Origin of the sequence: Sphingomonas humi (assembly GCF_039536725.1) — a bacterium.
GTDB classification, from domain to species: domain Bacteria; phylum Pseudomonadota; class Alphaproteobacteria; order Sphingomonadales; family Sphingomonadaceae; genus Sphingomicrobium; species Sphingomicrobium humi.
In genome coordinates this window covers 654,719-679,354 of the sequence record NZ_BAAAZD010000002.1, presented here as the reverse complement: position 1 = coordinate 679,354, position 24,636 = coordinate 654,719, and the positions used below count along the sequence as shown (strand labels likewise).

Genomic DNA, 24,636 nt, shown 5'->3' with positions numbered 1-24,636 from the left:
GATTGCCCCTGCCCTTCGCGCCCGCCGCCGCTAAGGACGATGTGATGGAGCCGATGCTCACCCTGCTGATCGACTGCTGCCGCCCGTACATTGGCGAGGCGGAGCTGGCGATCCTCGGAGCCCGGCTTGCCGCCGCGGACGGACGGCGCCTGGCCGAGCTTGCCCGGCGCCACCGGGTCGAGGGCCTGGTGTGGCGCACCATGTCGCGCACCGCCATCGTTCCGCTGGGCGCGCAACCGATCGGCGAAGCCGCGCGGCGCATTGCGGCCGATGGCCTGCGCATGGCGGTCGAGAGCGGGCGCATCCATCACGCGTTCAGCCGTGCCTCGCTGCCCCACCTGTTCGTCAAGGGACAGACGCTGGGCGCGCTGGCGTGGGATCACCCGCTGACCAAGCATCAGCTCGATATCGACCTGCTGGTCGCGCCCGGGGCGATCGGCCAGGCCGCCCGCATCCTCGACGCGCTCGGCTACGTCTCGCAGGAGCCCGACCCCTCGGTCGATCCCGCCGACTGGCACCGCGCGCACAAGGAAAGCCAGTGGCGAAGCGACGACGGGGTACTGCTCGATCTCCACAGCCGACTGGCCGACAATCCATCCCTGCTGCCAACGGCGACCGCCACCGTGACCCCGCAGCGCGTCGAGGTGCCCGGCGGCATCACCCTTCCGACCCTGCCCGACCGGCTGCTGATCCCGTACCTGGCCGTCCACGGCGCCTCGAGCGCCTGGTTTCGCCTGAAGTGGCTGGCGGACTTCGCCGCGATCGTCGCCCGGACCCCTGCACCGCAACTGGCGAGCGTGGTCGAACAGGCCCCGCGCCTTGGCGCCGGACGCACGCTTGCCGCGGCGCTGATCCTTGCCAACCGCCTGCTCGGAACCCCGCTTCCCGAAGAGCTCGAAGCCGACGGTCCGACACTCAAGCTGGTCGACCTCGCCACCGCGGCGCTCGGCGATCCGCGCGAACCGACCGCGCACCGCTTCGGCACGCTGCGCATCCACCGCTCGCAATTGCTGGCCATGCCCGGATCGCATTATTTCCTCAGCGAACTGACGAGGAAACTGGGGCTCCTGCTCATCCGCTGACATCGTCCAGCGTCAGGTGCCGCGGCGAGCGCTGGCCACCCCGCGATCGGCTTCCGCGCTCTGCCGAATGGCTGCGCGGCTCGGCCATGAAGGCGAGCGACAGGGCGAACACCGCCTGGATCGCCGCATCGCGCAGCGGATAGTCGACCAGGCTGTGGGCAAGGATCGCCCCCGAGGCGACCGTCGCCGCCAGTGCAACGAAGTCGGGCCGCTCCGCCCGCCACAGCTTGATCGCCTGGCGCGCCCACCACAGCAGCAGCGCGCCGAGCAGAAGCACGCCGAGCAGCCCGGTCTCGAGCACCCATTCGAGCGGATCGCTGTGCGCGTGGTTGATGAAGAAGGAATTCACCAGCGCCGGGTCTTCGTACAATCGGTAATAGGCCTGGAAGCTGCCAAGGCCGGTGCCCGCCGGGAAGGTATCGGCGATGGCCCGAAGCGTGATCCGGTAGATTTCCGACCGCTCGGCCGCCGACGAGACATTGCTTCCGGCCTGGGTGAAGATGACAATCCCGACCACGGCGCCGAGCAGCAGCACGAGCGCCAGCCCGGCCAAGAGCCGCGGCAGCTTGCCCTGGCCGGGCAGCGCCAGCGCGAGGCTTGCAAGCGCCACCGGAAGCAGCAGCGCGAGGCCCGCCATCGACCCGTTGAGGATGATCCCGAGCACGATCACCGTCACCGCTCCGAGCGCGCTGACGATGCGCCCCACCGCGGCCGGCTGGCGGGAACGCCCGTCCTGCTGCTGGTAGCCGATCATCGCCGCCAGGAAAGGGAGGGTCGCGAGCAATAGCGTTGCCTGGTGGTTGCTGTTGGCGAACAACCCGGTCGCGGCACCGATGTTGGTGTTGGCAAACAGATAGGGTCCGCCCTGGCTCAGCTGCACGGCGCCAAGCAGGACCGACAGGCAGGCGCCGACCACCAGCGCAACCACCGACCAGCGCGACCGGTAGGCGCCGAGCACCACCACCGCGACGATCAGCCCGAGCGGCACCGCAAGCAACGGAAGGGTGGACAAGGTCGCGGCGGGCGCGAGCGACAGTGGCAGCCAGGGCAATGCCTCGCCCCGCAGGGTGAAGCCCTCGACCGCGACGGCGCGCCCGGGCAGGCCGCTCCACAGCGCCGGCGGCAGGGGGATAAGCTGGACCAGCACCAGCGCGAACCACAGGCCGCACAGCCACAGCAGCAGCCGCCCGGCGCTGGTCAGGTGGCTCCGCCGCAGCGCCAGCAGGGCCCAGCCGATCAGCGCCAGCCCGCCAAGCTGAAGGATCAGGTGCCGCCAGATCCCCTGCGGACTGCCGCCCAGCAGGAGGCAGACGAAGAGGAACGCGGGCACGACGAGGTGGCGGAGCGGCAGTTTCACTGTGCGGCCCCCACTGGCGACAAGGCCACCCGCATCAGGTCGGCGGAGGTCGTCCGGGGAAAGTCACCCATCCGCCCCCACAGCGCCAGCCGCTGGGCCGGACAGTCGGCGGGGACATCGACCAGCTGCGCGCTTCCCTGTCCGTTCACTGCCGAGCGCGCGATCACCCGGGCGCCCTGAAGGCAGGTCACGCGCCATTCGAGGGTGCCGGGTGAAACCTGGCCGCCGAACTGGGACGTCAGCCGATAGCGCCCGGGGGCCAGCAACAGCAGATGCTCGGCCAGCGACGTCTCGCCGCGGCCGTAATAAACGATCCGCAGCGGCCCCGCCGTGTCGGCTTCGGCGATGCCGTCGGAAGATGTCGCCAGCGCCCACGACAAGGGCCCCGCGGCCGTGCCCGACGCCCATGAGGTGAGGGCCGTCCCGCCGCCGCGCAGCCCGGCCGCGGCCAGCAGGCCTCGCGCCTGGGAGACGTTGCCGGCGGCAAGTTCGCGTTCGAAGGCAATCCGGAACCAGCTTTCGCCGGCGTCGCCCGGCCGGACCAGCGCGCGGAGCGAAGCCGCGCCTGCCGGATCCTGGGCGAGCGCGATCATCACCGCCTGCCGCAGGCTCGCGCCCCTGGCGAACATCGGCCTGACTTCCCCGACCTTGGCCGGATCGCGCAGATAGACGGCAAGCGCGGAAGCAAAGGGCTGCGCGCCGCCGCCGCCAAGCCGGCGTCCAAGCACCGCGACATGTTCGAGCGCCTCGCCCACCCGTCCTTCGCGGACGTAAAGGTCGGCCAGGAGGAAGTGCCCGGCGGTCGACCGCGGTTCGCGGTGCAGGGCGGCCTTCAGCAGCTTTTCTCCCCTCGCCCGGTCGCCCGCGGCAAGGCTTGCGGTTCCGTCCACCAGCAGCGGTTCGACCGCCAGCGGATCGACCTGCCCGGCGCGGCGGATCTGCTCGAGCGCGGCGGGCGGTGGCGGCTTGCCCTGCCCTGCCGCCGCACCAATGCTGGCCAGCGCCAGCGTGGTTTGAGGCAAGGGGTGCGAGGGCCACAAGGCATGCGCCAGGGCGGGCCGGCGCTCGCCTTCGGCCGCGACAAGGGCGGATCGGACCGCCTGGAAGCCAAGCAGGAGAACCACGGCAAGGCCGGCCCACGCCAGCCACGACCGTCGCCCTTCGTCCGCCCCTTCTATGGCCATCAACCTTCCTGGTGATGCGGGATCAGGGCGATCCGCTCGCGCTTGTCGGCCAGTTCGCCGTAGCGATAGCTGTAATAATTATAGTCGCCGTTGCTCTCGCTGGCCTTGGTCAGCAGCCCGCCGATGAGGTGCGCGCCCGACGCCTCCAGGTTGTTGAGGCTTTCCGCGGCCTGGCGGGTGCGGGTGCGGCCGCTTTCGACCACGAACAGCACGTTGCGGCAGGTGTGCGCGATCAGCGGCGCGTCAGCGAGGCCGATCACCGGCGGGCTGTCGACGATCACCATCTGGAAATGCTGCAGCGCTTCCTCGATGATCATCGCAAAGCGGGTGGTAGCCAGCAGGTCCGCCGGATTTGGCGGCAGCGTTCCGCAGGGCAGCAGACTTAGATGGTCGAACTGCGTGGGCGCGACATGGCTGAGCAGCTCGTCCTCGTTGGTGAGCAGCTTGGTCAGGCCGATCTCGTCATTGGCGGCGCGGAAGGCCGGCTTGCGAAGATCGGCGTCGATCAGCAGCACGTTGATCCCGCGCCGGGCGAAGTTCTGCGCCAGCGCCAGCGCCGAGGAGGACTTGCCCTCCGCCGGCGAAGTGGAGGTCACCATCATCGTGCGCGGCGCGCCATGTTCGGTGGTAAAGCGCAGTGCCGCGGCGGTGGCGCTATAGGCCTCCGACACGACCGAGCCCGGGTCCTTCAGATCCTCGACGAAGTCGCCCTTGGTCTGGCGCTTGGGGATCTGGCCGACGCAGGCGAGGCCGAGCTTGTTGCGCATGTCGTCGCGGGTGCGGATGGTGTCGCGCAGGAGGTCGAGGCCGACCGCGGCGCCCATCCCGCCGATGAGGCCGATGGCAAGGCCCGCCAGCAAATTCTTGGGAAGGTTCGGCTTGAACGGTGCGGCGGCCGGTTCGGCCCGGTCGACGATCGAGATGGGCGAAGTGCCGATCCCGCCCGCCACGCCGATCTCCTTGTAGCGGCCGAGCAGCGCGTCATACAGGCTGCGGTTGGTGTCCACGTCGCGCTGGATGGTGCCATATTGGACGCTTCGGCCACGCAGATCGAGCACCTGCCCCTTCAGTGAATTGACCCGGCCCTGCAGCGCCCGCTCGGCCGCGACCGCGCCGCGATATTCGGCGGACAGCGTATTGTTGACGCCGGCGGTCGCCTGCGCGCCTTCCCGCGCAATCTGCTGGGTCAGCTCGTCGATCCGCTGGCGCAGGCTGACCATCTCGGGATGTTCCGGCTGCAGCGACGCGCGCTTTTCGCTATATTCCGCTTCGAGCCCGGCGCGCGCCTGGCGCAGGCCCGAGGTCGAGGACGTCACCGCCGTGCCCGGCCCGGTCGACACCGCGGCGCGATAGGCGCCCTCGGCCGCGACCCGGCGCGCGGTCGCCTGCGCTAGCGCAGAATTCAGCGCAGCGAGGCTGTCGCCCTGCAGCGAGTTTCCGGGATCGGGCGAACTGGAACCGCCCTGCCCGCCGCTGCCACCAAGGTTGATGATCCCCTGCGCCTGGGCGTAGCGGGCAAGCGCCTGTTCGCTGCGCTCGAGGTCGCCGCGGGTCTTGGCGATCTGCCGCTCGAGGAACTGCCGGGCGTAGGCCGAACTTTCAAAGCGCCGCTGCAGCCCTGAATTGATGAAGCTGTCGGCAAGCCCGTTGGCGATTGTGGCCGCCAGCTGCGGATTGGCCGAGGTATAGCTGTAGCGGATCAGCGTGCCTTCCTCGGGCACCGTCACGTCGAGCCCGCCGGCGACCAGGCCGGTGGCCCGGCCAAGCCGCTCCTGCAGCGTTCCGGCGGCGCCGACCACGTCTTTGTTTGCGGCGAGGTTCAGGTCCTGCGCGGTCCGCTCGGCCACGGCGCGGCTCTGCAGCAGGCCGACCTGCGTCGCGATGAAGTCCCAGTCGTTCGAGGCCTGGCCCTCGTTCTCGTCCTTGGCGAGGACCTGCACGCGCGGCGGATTGACCTCCAGCGTGACGAACGACCGATAGAGCGGCGTCGTCAGCATGGTGAGGATGATCCCGCCGGCAAGGCCGACCACGGCCGCGGCCAGGATCAGCCAGCGCCACTCGCGGACGATCCGCAGCAGGCTGGCAAGGTCGAGATTGTTGTGCTGGACCGCGGGCCGACGGCCGACGGGCGGCGTGGCACCCGGACGCAGGTCGCCCGGCGCTGCCGGAAGTCGCCCGTTCGCGGGGAAAGCAAGGTCACGATTCACGGCAAGATTCCTAGCGCGGCGCGTTGCTCAGGTCAGAACGGCCGGAAAATGGACAGGAGCGGGATGTTGCTGAGGATCCGCTTTTGCGCATCCTTGATGCCCGATCCGTCAACCACCACGATGTCGCCCGCGAAGATCTGCGGGTCGGGCGCCTGCCCGCGCCGGATCGCCTGCAGGTCGAAGGCGGCGGCCTTGCGCTGCCCGTCGACGGTCCGGAAGACCGCCACGCGGCGCAGGTTCGCATCTTCCGCCACGCCGCCCGACAGGGCGATCGCCTGCAGCAGGGTGATCGGCGCGCCGACCGGGAAGGACCCGCTCTGCTTGACCGAACCGTCCACCGTGACCGAGCGGCGGGTCGAGGTCTTGACCCCCACGCCGACGTCGGGATTGACCAGATATTTCGCGCCATAGGCAGCGGTGATCTTCTGGTCGAGTTCGGTGGTGGTGAGTTCCGCCGCTTCAAGGCTGCCGATCAGCGGCATGTTGATGCGGCCGGTCAGGTCGACCTCATAATCGCCCGACAGGTCCTTCTGGCGGAAGATGCTGACAGTCACCGTGTCGAGCGGGGCGATGCGATAATTCTGTTCGATGCTGACGGGCTTGGGCGCATCGGGGGCGGCAAGCTGCACGTTGTAGGGGATCGGGCCGCCCGGCTTGTCGGCGCAACCGCTCAGGCCCAGCGTGGTGAACAGGGCCGCGCCCGCAACAGATTTCGCCATCAAACCCATGTTCAGACCTTCACCCTCCAGCCCACGGGTCGGCTGATAGCGGATCAGGCGCGCAAGCAACAGGACTATTCAGGCCTTTAGCGGCGCCTGCGCAAGGTACCACGGCAGCGCCGCCTCGATCCCGGCGGCAATATCGTGGGTCGGCGAATAGCCAAGCATTTCCCGCGCCTTGGCGATGTCGGCCTCGCTGTGGCGGACATCGCCCGCGCGGAACGGGCCGTAGCTCGCTTCGCCGTTGGTCGGGCGTCCGTGCCGGGCCAGCCCGTCGCGCAGGAGGGCGAACAGCTGGTTGAGGCTGGTCCGCTCCCCCACCGCGACGTTGAACACCTCGCCCTGCCGCTCTTCGGGGGCAAGCGCGGCGAGGAGGTTGGCCTGCACCGCATTGGCGACAAAGCAGAAGTCGCGGCTGGTTTCGCCGTCGCCGTTGATGACGATCCCCTCGCCCTCCAGCAGCGCGTCGACCCAGCGCGGGATCACCGCGGCATAAGGCCCATGCGGGTCCTGCCGGGGTCCGAACACGTTGAAATAGCGCAGGCCCGTCGCCTTGAAGCCGTAGCTGCGGGCATAGACCGCCGCGTAAAGCTCGTTGACCAGCTTGGTGACTGCATAAGGCGACAGCGGGTTGCCGATCCGCTCCTCACGCTTGGGCAGGTTCGGTTCATCGCCATAGGTGCTGGACGAGGCGGCGTAGACGAAGCGCTGGACGCCGGCCTGCCGCGCTGCCTCCAGCATCTGCACGAAGCCGGTGACGTTCACCTCGTGACTGGTGAGCGGGTCGGCGATCGAGCGCGGGACCGAGCCGAGCGCCGCCTGGTGAAGCACGATCTCGGCCCCCGCGCAGGCTTCGGCGCAGGTCCGGGCGTCGCGGATATCGCCGGTCAGCAGGCGAAAACGTGCGGCCTGTTCGGGCGTCACCGCGGCCAGCAGCTCTTCGAGATTGCGCTGGTGCCCAGTTGCGAAATTGTCGAGCCCGACAACCTCCTGGTCCAGCCGCAGCAGGCTCTCGACCAAATTCGAACCGATGAAGCCCGCAGCACCTGTCACCAGCCAGCGGCGTGGCCGGGACTTGAGGTCGCCAAGGTGCGCTGCGATGCCGGGTGCGGCGAACAGCCGGTCAAACAAGGTCAGCGCCCTTTTCCTGCAGGCCATCGACCGTGTCGATTAGCCAGCGCCGCTCGCCTTCGATCCCCAGCGCCGTCAGGCGGCCGGTGGCATAGGCGCCGGTGTCGATCCCGATCCGCGACCCGACCTCCTCGACCGCCTCGCTGATGGTGTGGCCATGGACGACGACCATTCCGTGGTCGCGGCTGTCGGTCAGGAAGGGCTCGCGGATCCAGCGCAGGTCGCGCAGGCTCTGGTGGTCGTGCGGGATGCCGGGCCGGATCCCGGCATGGACGAAGAAATAGTCCCCGAAGCGCATCGAGTCCGCCAGCCCTTCGAGGAAATGGCGGTCGGCCTTGGGCACGATATCGGCGATCCGGCGCTGCGCGGCCTCGGGACTGATCGTCTCCAACGCCTTGGGATCGGCGCCGTAGCTGGCGAGCGTCTCCGCCCCGCCGAACCGCAGCCAGTCGGTGACGACGGTGGAATCCCCGGCAAGGATCTTCAGCAGCACTTCCTCATGGTTGCCCGATAGCCCCACCAGCCGGAAGCCGGGCAGGTCGAACTGCCGCAGCCGCCGCAGCACGCCGGCGGAATCGGGTCCGCGGTCGATCAGGTCGCCAAGGAACACGAGGAGGCCGCGTGCCGGCCCGCGCACCGCATGGTCGTCGGCGACTTCCGTGATCAGCCGGTCGAGGAGGTCGAGGCAACCGTGAACGTCGCCAATGACATAGGCACGCCAGCCCGGCTGGCCCTTGGCGGTCGCGCGGGTGGAGGAGAAGAAGCGGCGGAACATGGCCGCGCGCCCTAGCGGTCTTTTCCTGACAAGGCGATTACCGCAGTGCGATAGGCCTCGAAGACGATCCGTTCGTCATAGTCGCTCTCGGCGATTGCGCGTGAACGGCTGGCCCAGGCCCGGCGCGTCGCGGCCCCGGCCGTGATCAGGCGTTCGATGCCTTGCGCCATCGCCGTTTCGGAGCGCGCTTCGAACAACAGGCCGTTCTCGCCGTCGCGAACGATCTCGCGGCAGCCCGGAACGTCGCTCGCCAGCAAGGGCCGTGCCATCGCGGCGGCTTCCAGCAGCGCGCGCGGCATGCCTTCGCGGTAGGACGGCAGGATCACCGCGTCCGCGGCCTTGATGAAGGGCCGGACGTCCCCGGCATGGCCCGCGTGGACCAGCAGCCCCTCGCCGATCCAGCCGTCCAGTTCGGCCTGCGAAATGGCGGTGCGGTTGGCCACGCCGAGCTCCCCCACCAGGGTCAGCGACAGGTCCGGATAGCGCGGCTTCAGCAGCCGCATCGCGCCCGCCAGTTCGCGCACCCCCTTGTCGCCAAGCAGCCGCCCGACGAACAGCAGCCGCAGCTTGCCGTCCTCGCGGTCCTTGGGCGGGGCGGCGGTGAACGCCTTGCAGTCGACCCCGGAGCCGGGGATCACCGTGACCTGATCGCGGTTCACCAGCCCCATCTTCTCGAAAAGTGCGGCATCGTCGCGGTTCTGGAAGAAAACGGTCGGCACCCCGCGGAACGCCTCGCGGTACATCGCCGCCTGGATCTTCAGCAGCATGCCGCCGCGGATGAAGCCGGTGCCGAGCCCCGACACGTTGGGCAGGAACGGCCGCCCGGTCGCCCGCGCCGCCAGCCCGGCGTAGATATTCCCCTTGGGGGTGAAGCCGAGCACCACCCGCGGCGCGACCTGGCGGAACAATGCGATCAGCCCGACCAGGCTCTTCAGCTCGGTCAGCGGCGCGGTCCCGTCGGCGATCAGCGGCACTTCATAAGTGGGGAGGTTGCCGACCGGCCGGTCGCCACGCGGCACCACCGCCGCCAGCGGCCATTTGCCGTCCGCCAGCAGCGCCCGGATCAGCCCGCCGCGCTGGTGCGACAGGTTCCAGCTGCTGTTGGCGACGAACAGGATCGGGTTCGAAGCGCTCACGGCCTTGCGGCGGACGATGCGGTTCAGTCGTGCTCGGCGATGAAGCGCTCGACCACCGGCGCGATCTTCTCGCGCCACTTGCGGCCGTTGAAGATGCCATAATGGCCCGCGCCCTTGGCGAGGTGATATTTCTTCTCCGACGCCGGCAGGCTGGTGGCGATCTTGAGCGCCGCCCTGGTCTGCCCGACGCCCGAGATATCGTCCCGCTCGCCCTCGATGGCCAGCAGCGCTGTCTTCGTAATCGCGCCTGGATCGACCCGGCGTCCGCGATGCATCATCTCGCCCTTGGGCAGCAGGTGGCGCTGGAACACCACGTCCACCGTCTGCAGGTAGAATTCCGCCGTCATGTCGCAGACCGAGCGATATTCGTCGTAGAAAGCGCGGGTCGCGTCGGCTCCTTCCTCGTCGCCGTCGACCAGATGCTTGAACATCTCCCAATGGCTGACGAGGTGGCTGCCAAGGTTCATGGTCATGAAGCCGGCAAGCTGCAGGAAGCCCGGATAGACCTTGCGCCCGCCGCCCGGAAAAGCGGCCGGAACGGTGCAGACGACGTTCTGCTGGAACCAGGCGTGGGGCCGTTCGGTCGCCAGCGTGTTGACCGCGGTCGGCGCCTCGCGGGTGTCGATCGGCCCGCCCATCATGGTCAGCGTGCGCGGAGTCGCCGGATGCTTGTCGGCGTTCATCAGCGCGGTCGCGGCATAGGCCGGCACGCTTGGCTGGCACACCGCCAGCATGTGCGCGCCCGGCCCGATCTTCTCGAGCCAGCCTATCAGCGTGTCGACATAATCGTCGAGGTCGAAGCTGCCGTCCTTGAGCGGCACCATCCGCGCATCGCGCCAGTCGGTGATATAGACCTCGTGGCCGGGCAGCAGCCGCTCGACCGTTCCGCGCAGCAGGGTCGCGAAATGGCCCGACATCGGCGCCACGATCAGCAGCCTCGGCTGGCCTTCCGGCGCGCCTTCGCGGACGAAATGCTTCAATTGCCCGAACGGCATCCGGTCGACGATTTCCTCGCGGACCGGTAGGACCTTGCCGTCGACGGTGACGCTGGTTAGGCCGAATTCGGGCTTGCCGCGCGGCGCGGCGGCATGGGCGAACACGTCGAGGCTGGCGGCGACGATACCGCTCATCCCGTGGTAGCTCAGCGGATTGGCACTGCTGTTCAGCCAGTCGGCCGACATTCCGGCCCATTGGCTCGCACCGGCAAGCCAGCTGCGCTGCATTTCATATGCGTCGTAAAGCATCCACGCTCTTTTCAAGTCTTTTGCCCGTCAACCGGTGTGGAACCGAAAGGGTCCGCTGGCAAGCCGCGGCGCGCTCACCCTTTTGGCGGGGCTTTGTCGTTTTGAACTCCCCTGCTACCTCGCCGCCATGGCCACTGCTGCGACGGACAAGGACAATGCGAAGGACGGCGACAAGGCCGACCGGAGCCTCGGCAATCTCAAGCTCGTCTTCCAGGCCGCGGCCCGATATCCGTGGCGCATCGCCGGGGCGCTGCTGTTCCTCGGCCTGAGCTCGGCCGCGACTCTCGCCATCCCGCGCGGCTTCAAGGAAGTGATCGACCGCGGCTTTGCCGGCGGGTCGGTCAGCAACGAGGCGGTCGGGCAGGCCTTTCACTACCTGCTGATGATCGTGCTGGTGCTGGCCCTTGCCACCGGTTTTCGCTTCTACTTCGTGTCGTGGCTGGGTGAGCGGACGGTCGCGGACCTGCGTCGGCAGGTACAGCGCAACCTCCTCACCCTGCCCCCCCGCTTCTTCGAGGAAAATCGCCCGAGCGAGATCGCCTCGCGCCTCACCGCCGATACCGCTGTCCTCGAACAGACGGTCGGCAGCTCGATCTCCTTTGGCCTGCGCAATTTCGTCACCGGCATCGGCGGGACGCTCTACCTGTTCGTGCTGAGCCCCAAGCTCGCCGGCCTGTTGCTGATCGCCATCCCCCTCCTGTTCGGCCCGATCATCCTGTTCGGCCGCAAGGTCCGCAAACTGTCGCGCGACAGCCAGGACCGGATCGCCGACGTCGGCACCAACGTCAGCGAAGTGCTCGGCGCGATGAAGATCGTCCAGGCGTTCGGCCAGGAGCGCCGCGAGGAACAGCGCTTTGCCGACACGGTCGAACGCGCCTTCGCCACCGCCAAGACCCGCATGCGCCTTCGCGCGGTGATGACCGTCCTCCTGATCGCCCTGTTCAGCAGCGCGATCGTGCTGGTGATCTGGGAAGGCACCTCCGACGTCGCGGCGGGCCGCATGACCGGCGGGGACATTGCGGCCTTCGTCTTCACCGGGCTGCTGGTCGGCGGTGCCTTCGCGGCCCTGTCGGAAATCTACGGCGACCTCCTCCGCGCCTCGGGCGCCGCCGGGCGCATCGCCGAGCTCATCGCCACGAGGGCGGAGATCAGCGCGCCCGCCAGCCCCGTCGCGCTGCCCAGCCCGGCGCGCGGCGCACTCGCCTTCGAAAACGTCGACTTCCGTTACCCCACGCGGCCCGACAGCAAGGCGGTCACCGGCCTCGACCTCGCCGTCGCGCCTGGCGAAACCGTCGCGGTGGTCGGCCCCTCGGGCGCCGGCAAGTCGACCCTCTTCTCGCTCGCGCTGCGCTTCTACGATCCGCAGGCGGGCCGGATCACCTTCGACGGGGTCGATATCCGCGACTGCGATCCCGCCGACCTTCGCGCCCGTATCGCGCTCGTGCCGCAGGAAACGGTGATCTTCGCCGCCAGCGCCCGCGACAATCTTCGCTACGGCCGGTGGGACGCGACGCAGGAAGAGATCGAAGCCGCAGCCCGCGCCGCCAACGCCCACGACTTCCTGCTTTCCATGCCGGACGGCTACGACACCTATCTCGGCGAAGGCGGCGCGCGCCTGTCGGGCGGGCAGCGTCAGCGGATCGCCATCGCCCGCGCCCTCCTTCGCGACGCGCCCCTGCTGCTCCTCGACGAAGCGACCAGCGCGCTCGACGCCGAAAGCGAGGCCGCGGTCCAGGACGCGCTCGAACGGCTGATGCAGAGCCGGACCACGGTGGTCATCGCGCACCGCCTCGCCACCGTCCGCGCCGCCGACCGCATCATCGTCATGGAAGAAGGCCGCATCGTCGAGGAGGGCAATCACGCCTCGCTGACGGCCCGCGGCGGCCTTTATGCGCGCCTCGCCCGCCTGCAGTTCGATGTCGCCGCCTGACGCGGAGGCGACGCTCTGCCTGTCCTGCGCGATGTGCTGCAACGGCGCGCTCTACGCCTGGGTCCCGGCGCGGGAGGATGAGCTCGACCGGCTGCGCGCGCAAGACTTCCCGCTCGAACCGATCGGCGAACCCCCACGGACCGGCTGGCGCCAGCCCTGCCCCAAGCTCCAGGGAACGGCCTGCACCGTCTACCAGGATCGCCCCGCCGCCTGCCGCAAATATGCCTGCCAGGTGCTCGGCGACCTGCGCGAAGGAACGGTGACCCTCGACGAGGCGCTGGCCGCCACCGCCACCGCGAACGGTCTTGCAGCGGCTGCAACGGCGACGCTCGACGCCGGGCAAAGCCTGCCCGACATCCGCCGCGCCTTCGTCCCCGATGCCCACCCGCTTTCCCGCGCAGAGGCCGAACAGCGCCTGCGCGTCGCGACCCTCGGACTGTTCCTTGACCGTCGCTTCCGCCGCCCCGATGAAGAGGGCAGCCTCGCCATGAGCGTGATCGGCACCGAAGAAAAAGGCCCGCAAGAATGACCTCGACCTACGCGCGCTCCCCCGATGCCATGTCCGCCGAGGTCGGCGACGACGTCGTCGCGCTGCAGGCGACCCGCGGGTTCGCGTTCGGCATGGAAGGCGTCACCGCCGCGGTCTGGCAGCTGCTGGAAACGCCGCGCAGCGAAGACCAGATCGTCGCTGCCCTGCTCGACGATTATGACGTGGACGAGGAACAGTGCCGCGCCGAAATCCGCGACCTCCTGTCCATGCTCGAAACCGAAGGCCTGATCGAGGGGACCACGCGATGAGCGATCCGACCATCCTTCTTGCCGAGCAGGGCGGGATCGCGCGGATCACCCTCAACCGCCCCGACCGCCTCAACAGCTTCACCGCGGCCATGCACGAGGAGCTTCGCGCCGCCCTCGATAAGGTGGCCGGCACCGCCCGCGTGATCGTCCTGACCGGCGCCGGTCGCGGCTTTTGCGCTGGCCAGGACCTCAACGACCGCGCCGTCTCGCCGGGCGAAGCGGTCGACCTTGGCGAAACCGTCGAACAGAGTTGGAACCCGCTCATCCGCCGCCTTGCTAGCCTGCCGCAGCCGGTAATCGCGCGGGTCAACGGCGTCGCCGCGGGCGCCGGCGCCAATATCGCGCTCGCCTGCGATCTCGTCATCGCCGGGCGCTCGGCCAAGTTCATCCAGAGCTTCGCCAACCTCGGCCTGATCCCCGACAGCGGCGGCAGCTGGCACCTGCCCCGGCTGGTCGGCCAGGCCCGCGCGCTCGGCCTTGCGCTGACCGCCGAACCGCTTCCCGCCGACAAGGCCGCCGAATGGGGCCTCATCTGGAAATGCGTCGATGACGAGGCGCTCGACGGCGAAGTGGACGCGCTTGCCGCCAGGCTCGCCGGCCTGCCGCCGCTCGGCCTTGCCGCGATCAAGCAGATCGTCCGCACCACCGGCGAACGCACGCTCGACCAGGAACTCGACCTCCAGCGCGACGAAATGCGCCGGCTCGGCTTCACCGAAGATTATCGGGAAGGCGTCGCCGCCTTCCTCGAGAAGCGCCCGGCCACCTATCACGGGCGCTGAGCGGCTCTTGAACAATAGGATTGCACCCGTCATCGCAAGTGCGATGCACGGCCCTTCACCGCGACTGACTTTGCGGCCCGCACGAGCGGCTGGCGGGCGAAGTAGACAAAGTGAAATCGAAGGCAGTATTTCTCTTTCCGGCGGTGTCCAATGAAGACCAAGCAGCTCCTCAACTTCGCCCGCGGTGAGTGGACCCCCGGCGATGCCGCCAGCCTGACCGAGCTTCCGAGCGCGCTAGACGGCTCGCCGGTCGCCTTGACCGGGTCGGGCGGGCTCGATTTCGGCGCCATGGCGGATTTCGCCCGCAACGTCGGCGGCCCCGCGCTCCGGGCGATGACCTTTCACCAGCGCGCCCGGATGCTGAAGGCGCTCGGCCTCGCGATCATGGCCGCCAAGGAAGAGCTGTACGAACTAAACTATGCCACCGGCGCGACCCGCAGGGACGGCTGGATCGACATCGAAGGCGGCGCCGGCACGCTGCTTTCCTTCTCCAGCAAGGGCCGGCGCGAGCTTCCCGATGCGCACGTTCTCCTCGACGGCCAGCTTGAACCGTTGAGCAAGTCAGGGCTGTTCCAGGGCCAGCATATCTACACCTCGCTGCAGGGCGTCGCGGTTCACATCAACGCTTTCAACTTCCCGGTCTGGGGGATGCTCGAAAAGCTCGCCCCGACCCTGCTCGCCGGCGTTCCCGCCATCGTGAAGCCCGCCAGCGCCACCGCCTGGCTGGCCGAAGCCGCCTTCCGGGTGATGATCGATGCCGGGGTGCTTCCGCCCGGCGCGGTGCAACTGGTGGTGGGCGGGGTCGGCGACCTGTTCGACCACCTCACCGGCCAGGACGTCGTCAGCTTCACCGGCTCGGCCGCGACCGCGCTCAAGCTTCGTACCCATCCGGTGGTCCAGCGCGAAAGCGTCAAATTCATCGCCGAACAAGATAGCCTCAACGCCTCGGTCCTGGGGCCCGACGCGGCGCCCGGCACGCCCGAATTCGACCTGTTCATCGCCGAAGTGGTCAACGAGATGACCGTGAAGGCCGGGCAGAAGTGCACCGCCATCCGCCGCGCGATGGTCCCGCAGGCGTTCCTTGCCGAGGCCGAACGGGCGATTGCCGCCAGTCTCGCCGCGCTCCCCGTCGGCGATCCGCGCGACAAGGCGACGCGGGTCGGCGCCCTCGTCAGCCGCGCCCAGCGCGACAGCGTTCGCGAAGCCGTGGGCCTCATCACCGCCGGGGGCGCCCGGATTGCCGCCGGCGATCCCGATGCGGTGACCGGCCCCGATGGCGGCGCCTTCATGGCGCCCGTCCTGCTCTGCGCCGACGATCCCTGGGCCTGCGACGCGGCCCATGACGTCGAGCCCTTCGGGCCCGTCGCGACCCTGATGCCCTACAGGGACCTTGCCGACGCCGTCCGTCTTGCCAATCGCGGCAAGGGCAGCCTGGCGCTTTCGCTCTTCACCCATTCGGGCGAGGTGGCGCGAGACTTCATCCTCGGCGCGGGCGCCTTCCATGGCCGGATGCTGGTCATCGATCGTGACAATGCGAAGGATTCGACCGGGCACGGTAGCCCCCTTCCCGTCCTCGTCCACGGCGGCCCGGGCCGCGCCGGCGGCGGTGAGGAGATGGGCGGGATCCGCGGCGTTACCCACTACATGCAGCGTACCGCCTTGCAGGGTTCGCCGACGATGATCGCGGCCATTACCTCGCAATATATTCCGGGCGGGCCCAAGCACGTCATCGACGCGCACCCCTTCCGCAAGCGGATGAGCGAGCTTGAGGTCGGCGACACCCTGCGCACCGCAAGCCGCACGGTCAGCGTCGAGGATATCGAGCATTTCGCCCATTTCACCGGCGACACTTTCTATGCCCACATGGACGAGGAAGCAGCCAAGGCCTCGCCCATTTTCGAAGGCCGCGTCGCCCACGGCTATTTGATCCTGAGCTTCGCCGCCGGCCTGTTCGTCGACCCCGACCCCGGCCCCGTGCTTGCCAACACCGGTCTCGAGAATTTGCGGTTCCTGACCCCGCTGTACCCCGGCGATTCGATGCGGGTCGAATTGACCGTTCGCTCCAAGTCGCTGAAGAGCGAGGAAACCGGCGTCGTCCGCTGGGCGGTCGAGATCTTCAACCAGAAGGACGAGCTGGTTGCGACCTATGATCTTCTGACGGAAAACGTGCCCTGAGCACCCACGCATTCCTCACCCGATCCTCACTCCGCGCTCATGACTTCAAGCAAGAGATGAGGCCAAGTGAGCCTGGCACGGGAGACAGGGTCATGCAGCGATTGTCGGACAGACGTGCCTATCGAGGCGGTGTGGCAGTGGCGCTGCTGGGCTCCTTCCTCACGGTCTGGGCAACGATCGTACACGACGACGGGTCTGCGGCCGCTCAGTTCATGATCCTTCTCGCCATTCCCGCGACGGGCTTTGCCGCAACTTTCCGTGCGGTTGGTTGGGCGCGGGGTATGGTGGCAGTGGCGATGATGCAGCTCGCGCTGGGCGCCCTCACCCTCACGGCGCCGATCACCGCGACCATCCCGGGAGAGATCGCCCGCGCCATCGTCGCCACGACCGTCCTGACCGGCTTCTGGCTGGTATCCGCCGCCTTCTTCGTTCGCGCCGCTCGCGCGGACGCCCCCCAGACCGAACGAGCCTAGCGAATGCCCGCCATGCGGATTACCTTCGTCAAAGGGCAAAAGTCGGACCGCATCCACGTGCAGCGGCCGGACGGCAGCCAGGTTTCGACCGAGCTTCCGCACAAGGGCCCGACGCCCCACGACGCGGTGCACGTCTTCGTCGAGCGCGGTCTTGGTTTCACCCGAGGCTTCTGGGGCCTGATCGCCGAGGGCCACCACCCTGAAGCCATCGCTGAGATGGCCAGGCAGGCCGGTCACCCCAGCGCCAAGCGCGGCGAACCTCCCACGGCCGAGTTCGTCGAGGCGATCCAGGCCGAGCGAATCGTGGAAGCGTTCGAGGCCGATCAATGGAGCGGCGGTACCGGCGATCCGCAGGGCGTGCGCGACATGGCCGAAAGCGGCTGCTGGCAGTCGCACGTCCCGATGCCAGGGCTTGGCGATGAGCAGGTCACCGCCATTCGTTGCGGCATTGCCGACTTCACGAAAGAATGGAGCGCCTTGCCCCTCGGCGGCTCCCAGTCACTCGACTGGGAGATCGCCTAGCAACTGGCCTAGCGGATGCCGGCGATCGCCTGGTCGATCAGCGCCTTGTCGCTGCTGCCGTCGTGACGCTCGGCGATGATCTTGGCCGCGGCCTTGGCAGCGGCGTCGGCCGCGGTGGCGCGGAGCTGCTGGAGGGCGGTGCGCTCCTCGGCAGCGATCTTGTCCTCGGCCATGCGGGTGCGCCGCTCGACCAGAGCGGCGGCATCGGCCTCGGCCTTGGCGCGGATGGCGTCAGCCTCGTGCCGCGCACGCTCCAGCATGGCAGCGGCATCGGCTTCGGACGACGCAGCCTTGGCTTCATAGTCCGCCTTGAGCTTCTCGGCCTCGGCCCGCAGGGCAGCAGCCTCGTCGAGCTGGGCGCGGATCCCGGCGATCTTGCCGTCGAGAGCCTTGCCGATCGCGGCCGGCACCTTCTTCCACAGGAGAAGAATGACTACGACCGCCATCGACAGGCCGACCAGCATGGTCGCGTCGAAACCGAGCGCGCTCGGGTCGACGTGATGCTCGGCGCCCGCCTGCACCTCGGTGTGCAGCTCCTGCTGTACGTTGTCAGCCACGGACCAGCTCCTGCTTCACGGCAGCACGGGCCGTATTCTCGTCGATGGCGAGGCCGGCGACGCGCTGGACCATCGCCGCGGTGGCGTCGGCCGCAACCGCTTCGATCTCGGCTTCGGCAGAGGAACGCGCTTCTGCGATCCGCTGCATCGCCTGGTCGACCCGGCCCTGCGCGAGGGCATCGGATTCCTTGACGCGGGCTTCGGTGGCCTTGGCCGCCTCCACCTTCGCTTCGGCCGCGACGCGGGCCGCTTCGGCCCGGCTGCGGTCGAGGGCGGCGCGATGTTCCGCCTCCAGCCTGTCCGCGGTTTCGCGGGCAGTGGCGGCGGTTGCGAGGTCGGCCGCAATCCGTGCGTCGCGCGCATCAACGGTGCCCTGGATCTTAGGCACCATCCCAAGACCCACGACGACGAAGATCAACCCGAAGGTGACCACCAGCCAGAACAGCTGGGAGGCGAAGATCTCCGAGATTTGCGCGATTTGCGGCACTGGCCGACCTCGAACTTGCGGTTGGTTGTTAGGCGACGAAGAGCAGGATCATCGCAACGACGAACGCCAGCAGGCCGAGAAGTTCGGCGGCGGCGAAGCCGATGAAGAGACGGCCCTGCTGGCTGTCGGCTGCGGCCGGGTTACGAAGCGCGCTCTCGAGGAACGAGCCGAAGACGTTACCCACGCCGAGCGCGGCCATGCCAACGCCAATGGCGGCGAGACCAGCACCGAGCAGCTTTGCGGCTTCTGCGTCCATGTTCAAACTCCCTTTGTATCTTGTTGCTATGGTTAGTGAAGGTTGATCGCGTCGTTGAGATACAGGCTCGTCAGCAGCGCGAAGACATAAGCCTGGATCGCGGCCACCAGCAGCTCGAGCGCGCTGATGCCGATCATCAGCAGCAGGCTCGGAAAGCTGACCACCGGGGCAACCCAGAAAGCCTCGGCATTGAGGCCGTTGATGACGAAGCCCGCGAGCACCTTCAGCAGGATGTGGCCGGCGGTCATGGCGACGAACAGTCGCAGCGCCAGGCTGAAGGGACGGACCATGAAGGAAACGAATTCGACCGGGATGAGGATCGGCAGCATCCACCACGGCGCACCGTGCGGCACGAACAGGCTGAAGAAGTGGAAGCCGTGCTTGGCAAAGCCGACGATCAGCACGATCGAGAAGGACACGATCGCCAGCACCGCCGTGACGGTGAGGTGGCTGGTAACGGTGAAGGGGTGGACGCCCGGAACGATGCCGACCGGAAGCAGGCCCAGCATGTTGGCGAACAGGATGAACATGAACAAGGTGAAGACATAGGGCACGAACTTGCGGCCGGCGGGGCCGACGTTCGTTTCCATCATGTTGCTGATGAAGCCGGTGACGCCTTCGACAGCGACCTGCCAGCGGCCCGGAACCAGTTCACGCTTCATGCCGCCAAGCATGAACAGCCAGATGGCGGCGAGCGTGAAGACCATCCACAGCGACGAGTTGGTGAAGGCGATCGAGTGGCCCGCAATGGTCCAATCCTGGCCGAACAGCGGTTCGACCTGGAACTGGTGCATCGGATCGATCTTGCCCGATTCGGCGGCCACTAATGGTCCCTCTTTGTCTTCGTGTTCGACATCTTGATGATGCTCCAAAACCCGCTTGCGGTGCCAAGCACCATCAGCGTGATGAAGAGCGCTGGCCACGTGCCCAGCAGCTTGTCGAGAAGCCAGCCGATCAACGTGCCGCCAAGCAGTCCGCCAATCAGGGTCGCAAGCACCTTCTGCCCCATCTGCTCGTTCGCATCCGGGGCCGGTCCCTTGCCGGTCCTGAGCGCTTCCTTCCGCTGCGCTTCGGCCACCCTCTGTTCGAGGTGGTCGAGACGCTGGTCGGCGGGAAGCCGGTCGTCCTGCTGCTCACTGTCTTCCGCCATAACCGTTCCTCCTGTGCGTGGCGGCGCTTCCGAGACGGAGGCGCGTGGTCACGCGGATAGGCAAAGGGGCATGGCGGCGGAAAGCTCGCCAAGGCGCGGCCCCTTTAGCAGGGCGGGACGACAGGTCAACCGGCGGCGGACACCGCTTGCCGCTCGCGGGCCGGGGCAATAGCCTGTGGGCATGCCCTTTCCGCTGCTTCTTGCCTTGTCCCTCGCCCCGGTTTCGATCGCTAGCGAAACCAGGGATCTGGACTTCGAATATAACTGGTCGGCCGAAGCCGAAGCGGTCCCTGCCCTGTCGCGACGCTTCAGGGCTGATGCCGTTCGGCAACGGCAGGCGATGAACCGCATGGCCGTAGCCGAAAAGAAGGCGCGTCGCGAAATGGGCACGTCGGACTGGAACGGGCTCCAGTTCAGCCGGAGCGTCGAGACCGCGGGCCAGAGCGGCAAGTTGCTGTCACTGGTCACTTCGACCAGCAGCTATACCGGCGGCGCGCATCCCAATGGCAGGACCTCGGCGCTGCTGTGGGACCGGAAGCTCAGTCGGGAGACGAACTATTCCGCCCTGCTGCTCGCGGGGCAGCGCTGGGACGGAGCACTCCGCCTTCCCTTCTGCGTCCTGCTGGACCGCGAACGCGCCAAGCGCCGCGGCGAGACGGTCGTGAACGGAGAATGGCCCAGCCAGTGCCCCGAAATGAAGGAGCTGACGATTGCCCTCGCCGATCACGATCGCAATGGCCGCTTCGACCATGCCGACCTGACGGCGGACAGCTATGTCGCCGGTCCCTATGCCGAGGGGCCGTACGAGATCAGCCTGCCGATCACCGCGACGATGGTGCAGCGACTGAAGCCCGAATTTCGGGCGAGCTTCGAGGCTCAACCGCCCGTGCAATAGTCCGGGGTGGGGGCTGGCTGGCCGGCGAGGCGCACCCGCCACTGGCCGTCGCTCAGCATATAGCGTTCCCCTACGGCGACACGCGCCAGTAGCGTGCATCCGGCCGTGATCCCGACTTCCTGCGGACTGACGCCGCGGCGCTGGGCCAGGTCCGAATAAAGCGCGCGGCGGCGGATATTCAGCGCCTCTGTCTGGGCCCGCGTCTGCGCCCCTGGCGGCGTCTGGGAATAGCCGAGATACCCGTCGTATCGCTCTCCCACCTGACCTGCGGCGCGGGCGTCGAAGTAGGCGGATTGCGCCGCCGCCGCGCCCGCAACCGCGACAACTGCCAGGGCGGCCCAGCGGATCATTGCGGTTTCGCAGGGGCCGGCGCCGGGCTGACCGGGCGCTGCGGAAAGGCCTGCGGGTTCTGGTCGATCAGCGTATCGACGTCGCGCTGCATGCGCACCAGCACTTCCTGACGGATGGCGACGTTGAGGTTGATCTCAATCGGTTTTTCCGGGGTCTTGAGATTGACGCAGCCGGCAAGCGCAAGTCCGAGCGGCATGGCAATCAGGATCGGCCGTTTCATGGCTGCTTCCTTTCTGGCGTGATTTCTTCCTGGACGGGAGTCTGGGTCTGGGTGCTGTCTTCCTCGCGGCGACGGACCTCGGTGACGATACCGGGGATGTTGCCGAGCGGGCGGTCGAGCACGCTGTCGATCAACGTGCGCGGGTCGCGCAAGGACTTGGCGGTGCCAATCAGGGCGCGGAAGGGCCCGCGGATCGAGACGTTGAACTTGAGCGGGAGGCGGCCGACGAAGCGGCTGATCAGCTTTTGCGTGCCATTCGTGCCGGCAAGGCCGACCCCGTCGATGACCAGCGTGGTTCCGAATTCACCGGCCAGATCACCGTCGAGCCGGATGATCATCGAGCGGAAGCGCAGATCCTTGAGCGCATTGAAGGCAAGGTTGCCTGCGGTGCCGAGATTCGCCTTGTTGACCGCGCCATTGTACGACAGCCGTCCGCCGGGCGCGCGGCTGTCGAGGCGGCCGCCGACGATCCGGCCGCCACTGTCATCGAAGATCATCGGCAATACGCCGTCGAACGTGCCCTCGGCCTTGAGGTCGGTGAAGCCGAAGCTGTTGACGAACATGTTCGCGTCGAGCCCGCGCACTTCAAACGTGAGACGCTTGGGGCTTGGCCGGCCGAGGTTAAGCACGGTTTCGCGCAGGATCAGTTCGCCGCCCATGAAGGGCCAGCGGCCCGACTGGATGCGGACCAGCTGTCCGGGCAGCAATTGATAGGTGATGACCCCGTTCTCGACCAGGATGCCGGGGTTGATGGTCGCGACGCGGATGGTCTGACCGGGCGCGGTCTCGAGGCCCAGCAGGTCGCTGAAACGGATGGTGCCATTGAGGCCGGTGACCGGTCCGAAGGCGGCAGCGAGATCCATGTTGGTGGTCGAGAACTCGCCGGTCGAGGTTACCTGCCCGCTGCCGTTCCAGGCTATCCGGCCCTGCCCCGTGACCGTGCCGTTGACGAGCGCGATGACGCCTTCGGTCAGGCGGGTGATCATCTCGGGCTGAAGGCCGTTCTGCGTGAAAGCGAGGCCCGGCACATCGAGGGTGGCGTTGCCGACACCGTTGCCGAGATCGTGGCGGATCGCGACATTGGTGACGAGGGCGCCGGTCCCCGGGTTGCGAAGCGAGCCGCCGGCGCGAATGGCGTTGCCGGCAAGGCTGAAGGTCAGATCGTTCGAGCGCAGCGGATAGAAACGGGGCGGATCGGCGCCAATGTCGTTGGCCGTCCCACTGCCGTTCACGGTCAGGCGATTGCGATAGTAGAGCCAGCGGCCGTCCGCCTCGGTCAGCTTGATCGGAACCCGGCCGATGGTCGCGTCGGCGCGGGCGAAAGTGCCGTTGATACCGCTGCCCTTGAAGGTACCCTGCAACCGGGCGGCGTTGAGGAGGACGGGCGCGTCCGGATTGCCCATTCGTGCAGCGATGCCGACGAGATCGAAGGCGCGCGATCCGACCAGCGCCGCACGTTCGGCGCGAAGGCCGAAGGGCGAAGTCCCCAGCCGCCCGTTGAGGCCGAGGTTGCGGGTGAACGCCCGCACCGCGATGTCGCCGTCAGGTTGGCGGAAGACCACCGACTGGCCGACGGCACAGACCGGAACCTGGCTCTGACCGAGCTGCAAGGCTCCAAGCCGCAGGGTCGCGAACGACAAGGGTACGCAGCCCTGCCCGAACGCCAGCTGCCGGCCGGGCCCAACCGTTCCGTTGATCGGCAGGCGAAGGCCGGTCACCCGCCCTCCCGACAACGGGCCGTCGAGCAGTGCCACGGTGTCGATGCGGGTGCCCCCGTTGGCGAGGGCTGCGAAGCGGACCGGCTCGAGCGCGAGCCGGGCGCCGCCCGCGGCATAGGGCTGCATGACCAGCCGACCGCTCATCGGCCCGCCGCCGCGCGGCATCGAAAGGGCGAGGTCGGCGGTCGGAAGCCCGCCACCGGCGGTCCGGACGCGGCCGTCGATCCGAAGCTTGTTGGTTGGCCAGTAATAGGTGATGCCGTCCCCTTCGCCGCCGACGAGAATGCGGGCACCCGACGCGCTCTGGACGTCGGCGCTGTCGACCCGGACCGCGCCGCCGCCAGCGGCGTTAACGAGGCGCAATTTGCCCACCGCGTTCATATCCTGGGTAGCACGCTGGAAACTTGCCCGGAGTGCCGCCGCAACCGGCTCCAGCGGCGTCCCGGCCGCGCCGCCGAGGGCCGCCGCCAACGGGTCGGTAAGGCCGCGGTCGAGGTCGACACCATTGGCGCCATAGTCGGCCACCAAGGTGATCTGGCCGCTTGCCGCATTCAGCAGGTAGCTGCCATCGAGGCGAGTGCGCTCTGCCGTCAGCTGCGCCATTCGGGCGCCGGCCGCGCTGAGCTTCACCGTCCCGAGGATATTCGTCGGCCGGCCGCTGAAGGTGAGATCGGCATTGAAGCGCGCCAGCTGATTGATCCCGGCAGCCAGGGCCGCGGCGCTCATCCGTCCCTTGCCGGTGAAGCGATCAAAGCCTTCCGAAAAACGGCTGTCGATATCGAACCGCGGTGCGTTGATCGCGATATTGCTTGTGGGGCAGGCAAAGCGGGCGGCGCTCAATGGCCCGCTCACTTGCGGGCGGCGAGCGACGACGGCCACCGCCAGCGCGGCGCGCATGCCGGTCAGGGTACAGCGCCCCGCATCGAGTGCGGGCGAAGCAGCGGCCAGACGGCCCTTGAAGCCGCCGGTTAGCTTGCCCTCACCCTCCACCGCTGCCCCGATCGGGCCGTAGGGGGTCGCCACGGCGATGGACGTATCGGCAAGGTCGACGCTGATGTCGGGAAGCGAGAACGGCTTTCCCGAAGGCGGTGGAAGCAGGCGATCGACCTGCCCCCAGCTGACCTTGTTGCCGACCACCCGGCCGCGCAGGCGCACCCCGCGCGCAACCACCCGGTAGAATTCGACCTGACCGTTCCATTTGATCCGCATCTGGATCTGCGCGAGCCTGGCGGTGAGGTCCGGGCGGCGCGGATCACCGATCACGAGGTTCGACACCTGCTGGGTGCGAAGGCCGATGCGGTCGAGCTTGAAGGTCGCCTGTACCCCGCGTTTCGCGAGTTCGCGCGACAAGATGTTGTTCGCGATCGGGCGGCGCTGGCTCCACAGGACGATCGCGGCCACGACCAGAAGCACCAGCAGGCCGACGAGGAGGAAGCCGAGGAAACGCGGAATCACGCGGCGCCGGCGGCGGACGACCACCTCCGCCTGCT

General features: G+C 68.2%; 25 protein-coding genes. 9 read left to right on the top strand and 16 right to left on the bottom strand.

Annotated features, from left to right (window positions below):
• The first annotated feature begins 2 nt into the window (after window positions 1-2).
• The gene (locus ABD729_RS11215; protein WP_344710330.1) at window positions 3-1,082 is read left to right on the top strand and encodes a nucleotidyltransferase family protein; all 1,080 of its coding nucleotides are present in this window, start codon (window positions 3-5) and stop codon (window positions 1,080-1,082) included.
• On the opposite strand, the gene ABD729_RS11210 is transcribed toward ABD729_RS11215, so the two are convergent.
• Genes ABD729_RS11210 through ABD729_RS11175 form a run of 8 tightly spaced genes read right to left on the bottom strand, consistent with a single transcriptional unit; the run spans window position 1,072 to window position 10,835 of the window.
• On the bottom strand, window positions 1,072-2,439 hold the full coding sequence (locus ABD729_RS11210; RefSeq protein WP_344710329.1) for an O-antigen ligase family protein: 1,368 nt from the start codon (window positions 2,437-2,439) through the stop codon (window positions 1,072-1,074). The two genes, ABD729_RS11215 and ABD729_RS11210, sit on opposite strands and share 11 nt — an antisense overlap.
• The gene (locus ABD729_RS11205) at window positions 2,436-3,623 is read right to left on the bottom strand and encodes a tetratricopeptide repeat protein (RefSeq protein ID WP_344710328.1); all 1,188 of its coding nucleotides are present in this window, start codon (window positions 3,621-3,623) and stop codon (window positions 2,436-2,438) included. Before ABD729_RS11205 ends, ABD729_RS11210 begins: the two co-directional genes overlap by 4 nt.
• Complete coding sequence (locus ABD729_RS11200; protein ID WP_344710327.1) at window positions 3,623-5,830, bottom strand: GumC family protein; 2,208 nt, start codon at window positions 5,828-5,830, stop codon at window positions 3,623-3,625. The genes ABD729_RS11205 and ABD729_RS11200 overlap by 1 nt, the downstream gene beginning before the upstream one ends.
• A 32-nt stretch (window positions 5,831-5,862) precedes the next feature.
• A complete protein-coding gene (locus ABD729_RS11195) occupies window positions 5,863-6,618 on the bottom strand; it encodes a polysaccharide biosynthesis/export family protein (protein ID WP_344710326.1) in 756 nt (251 codons plus the stop codon).
• Between the two features lie 9 nt (window positions 6,619-6,627).
• Window positions 6,628-7,680: an SDR family oxidoreductase gene (locus ABD729_RS11190; protein ID WP_344710325.1), complete on the bottom strand. Its 1,053-nt coding sequence runs from the start codon at window positions 7,678-7,680 to the stop codon at window positions 6,628-6,630.
• On the bottom strand, window positions 7,673-8,455 hold the full coding sequence (locus ABD729_RS11185) for a metallophosphoesterase family protein (protein WP_344710324.1): 783 nt from the start codon (window positions 8,453-8,455) through the stop codon (window positions 7,673-7,675). The genes ABD729_RS11190 and ABD729_RS11185 overlap by 8 nt, the downstream gene beginning before the upstream one ends.
• Window positions 8,456-8,466: 11 nt before the next feature.
• Window positions 8,467-9,591: a glycosyltransferase family 4 protein gene (locus tag ABD729_RS11180; RefSeq protein ID WP_344710323.1), complete on the bottom strand. Its 1,125-nt coding sequence runs from the start codon at window positions 9,589-9,591 to the stop codon at window positions 8,467-8,469.
• A 23-nt stretch (window positions 9,592-9,614) separates the two neighbouring features.
• A complete protein-coding gene (locus ABD729_RS11175; protein WP_344710322.1) occupies window positions 9,615-10,835 on the bottom strand; it encodes a polyhydroxyalkanoate depolymerase in 1,221 nt (406 codons plus the stop codon).
• A 127-nt stretch (window positions 10,836-10,962) separates the two neighbouring features.
• Between ABD729_RS11175 and ABD729_RS11170 the strand changes: the two genes are divergently transcribed.
• The 7 genes from ABD729_RS11170 (at window position 10,963) to ABD729_RS11140 (ending at window position 17,512) form a co-directional block, all read left to right on the top strand.
• Window positions 10,963-12,765 carry an ABC transporter transmembrane domain-containing protein gene (locus tag ABD729_RS11170; protein ID WP_344710321.1) on the top strand — a complete coding sequence of 601 codons (1,803 nt, stop codon included), beginning with the start codon at window positions 10,963-10,965 and terminating at the stop codon, window positions 12,763-12,765.
• Window positions 12,752-13,294, top strand: coding sequence for a YkgJ family cysteine cluster protein (locus ABD729_RS11165; RefSeq protein WP_344710319.1), 543 nt, complete (start codon window positions 12,752-12,754; stop codon window positions 13,292-13,294). Before ABD729_RS11170 ends, ABD729_RS11165 begins: the two co-directional genes overlap by 14 nt.
• A complete protein-coding gene (locus ABD729_RS11160; protein ID WP_344710318.1) occupies window positions 13,291-13,563 on the top strand; it encodes a PqqD family protein in 273 nt (90 codons plus the stop codon). The genes ABD729_RS11165 and ABD729_RS11160 overlap by 4 nt, the downstream gene beginning before the upstream one ends.
• Entirely contained in the window at window positions 13,560-14,342 is a 783-nt protein-coding gene (gene paaG / locus ABD729_RS11155; RefSeq protein ID WP_344710317.1) for a 2-(1,2-epoxy-1,2-dihydrophenyl)acetyl-CoA isomerase PaaG, read from the top strand. Before ABD729_RS11160 ends, paaG begins: the two co-directional genes overlap by 4 nt.
• Window positions 14,343-14,492: 150 nt before the next feature.
• Window positions 14,493-16,517: a phenylacetic acid degradation bifunctional protein PaaZ gene (gene paaZ, locus ABD729_RS11150; protein ID WP_344710316.1), complete on the top strand. Its 2,025-nt coding sequence runs from the start codon at window positions 14,493-14,495 to the stop codon at window positions 16,515-16,517.
• Between the two features lie 92 nt (window positions 16,518-16,609).
• On the top strand, window positions 16,610-16,990 hold the full coding sequence (locus ABD729_RS11145; protein WP_344710315.1) for a hypothetical protein: 381 nt from the start codon (window positions 16,610-16,612) through the stop codon (window positions 16,988-16,990).
• A gap of 3 nt (window positions 16,991-16,993) precedes the next feature.
• Window positions 16,994-17,512 (top strand): hypothetical protein, encoded by a 519-nt coding sequence (locus ABD729_RS11140; RefSeq protein WP_344710314.1) that lies wholly within the window; start codon window positions 16,994-16,996, stop codon window positions 17,510-17,512.
• Window positions 17,513-17,520: 8 nt separating this feature from the next.
• Here the strand turns inward: ABD729_RS11140 and ABD729_RS11135 are convergent, their stop codons facing one another.
• Genes ABD729_RS11135 through ABD729_RS11115 form a run of 5 tightly spaced genes read right to left on the bottom strand, consistent with a single transcriptional unit; the run spans window position 17,521 to window position 19,962 of the window.
• A complete protein-coding gene (locus ABD729_RS11135; RefSeq protein WP_344710313.1) occupies window positions 17,521-18,069 on the bottom strand; it encodes a F0F1 ATP synthase subunit B in 549 nt (182 codons plus the stop codon).
• Window positions 18,062-18,556 carry a F0F1 ATP synthase subunit B family protein gene (locus tag ABD729_RS11130; RefSeq protein ID WP_344710312.1) on the bottom strand — a complete coding sequence of 165 codons (495 nt, stop codon included), beginning with the start codon at window positions 18,554-18,556 and terminating at the stop codon, window positions 18,062-18,064. Before ABD729_RS11130 ends, ABD729_RS11135 begins: the two co-directional genes overlap by 8 nt.
• 28 nt (window positions 18,557-18,584) lie before the next feature.
• Window positions 18,585-18,812 carry a F0F1 ATP synthase subunit C gene (locus ABD729_RS11125; RefSeq protein ID WP_129383163.1) on the bottom strand — a complete coding sequence of 76 codons (228 nt, stop codon included), beginning with the start codon at window positions 18,810-18,812 and terminating at the stop codon, window positions 18,585-18,587.
• A gap of 32 nt (window positions 18,813-18,844) precedes the next feature.
• A complete protein-coding gene (locus ABD729_RS11120; RefSeq protein WP_344710311.1) occupies window positions 18,845-19,636 on the bottom strand; it encodes a F0F1 ATP synthase subunit A in 792 nt (263 codons plus the stop codon).
• A complete protein-coding gene (locus ABD729_RS11115; RefSeq protein ID WP_344710310.1) occupies window positions 19,636-19,962 on the bottom strand; it encodes an AtpZ/AtpI family protein in 327 nt (108 codons plus the stop codon). The genes ABD729_RS11120 and ABD729_RS11115 overlap by 1 nt, the downstream gene beginning before the upstream one ends.
• A 181-nt stretch (window positions 19,963-20,143) precedes the next feature.
• On the opposite strand from ABD729_RS11115, the gene ABD729_RS11110 reads away from it, so the two are divergent.
• Complete coding sequence (locus tag ABD729_RS11110; protein ID WP_344710309.1) at window positions 20,144-20,857, top strand: PdaC/SigV domain-containing protein; 714 nt, start codon at window positions 20,144-20,146, stop codon at window positions 20,855-20,857.
• On the opposite strand, the gene ABD729_RS11105 is transcribed toward ABD729_RS11110, so the two are convergent.
• Genes ABD729_RS11105 through ABD729_RS11095 form a run of 3 tightly spaced genes read right to left on the bottom strand, consistent with a single transcriptional unit; the run spans window position 20,839 to window position 24,601 of the window.
• Window positions 20,839-21,207 carry a YdbL family probable chaperone protein gene (locus tag ABD729_RS11105; RefSeq protein WP_344710308.1) on the bottom strand — a complete coding sequence of 123 codons (369 nt, stop codon included), beginning with the start codon at window positions 21,205-21,207 and terminating at the stop codon, window positions 20,839-20,841. The two genes, ABD729_RS11110 and ABD729_RS11105, sit on opposite strands and share 19 nt — an antisense overlap.
• Window positions 21,204-21,428 (bottom strand): YnbE family lipoprotein, encoded by a 225-nt coding sequence (locus ABD729_RS11100; protein WP_344710307.1) that lies wholly within the window; start codon window positions 21,426-21,428, stop codon window positions 21,204-21,206. Before ABD729_RS11100 ends, ABD729_RS11105 begins: the two co-directional genes overlap by 4 nt.
• Window positions 21,425-24,601: an intermembrane phospholipid transport protein YdbH family protein gene (locus tag ABD729_RS11095; RefSeq protein ID WP_344710306.1), complete on the bottom strand. Its 3,177-nt coding sequence runs from the start codon at window positions 24,599-24,601 to the stop codon at window positions 21,425-21,427. The genes ABD729_RS11100 and ABD729_RS11095 overlap by 4 nt, the downstream gene beginning before the upstream one ends.
• Between the last annotated feature and the right edge of the window lie 35 nt (window positions 24,602-24,636).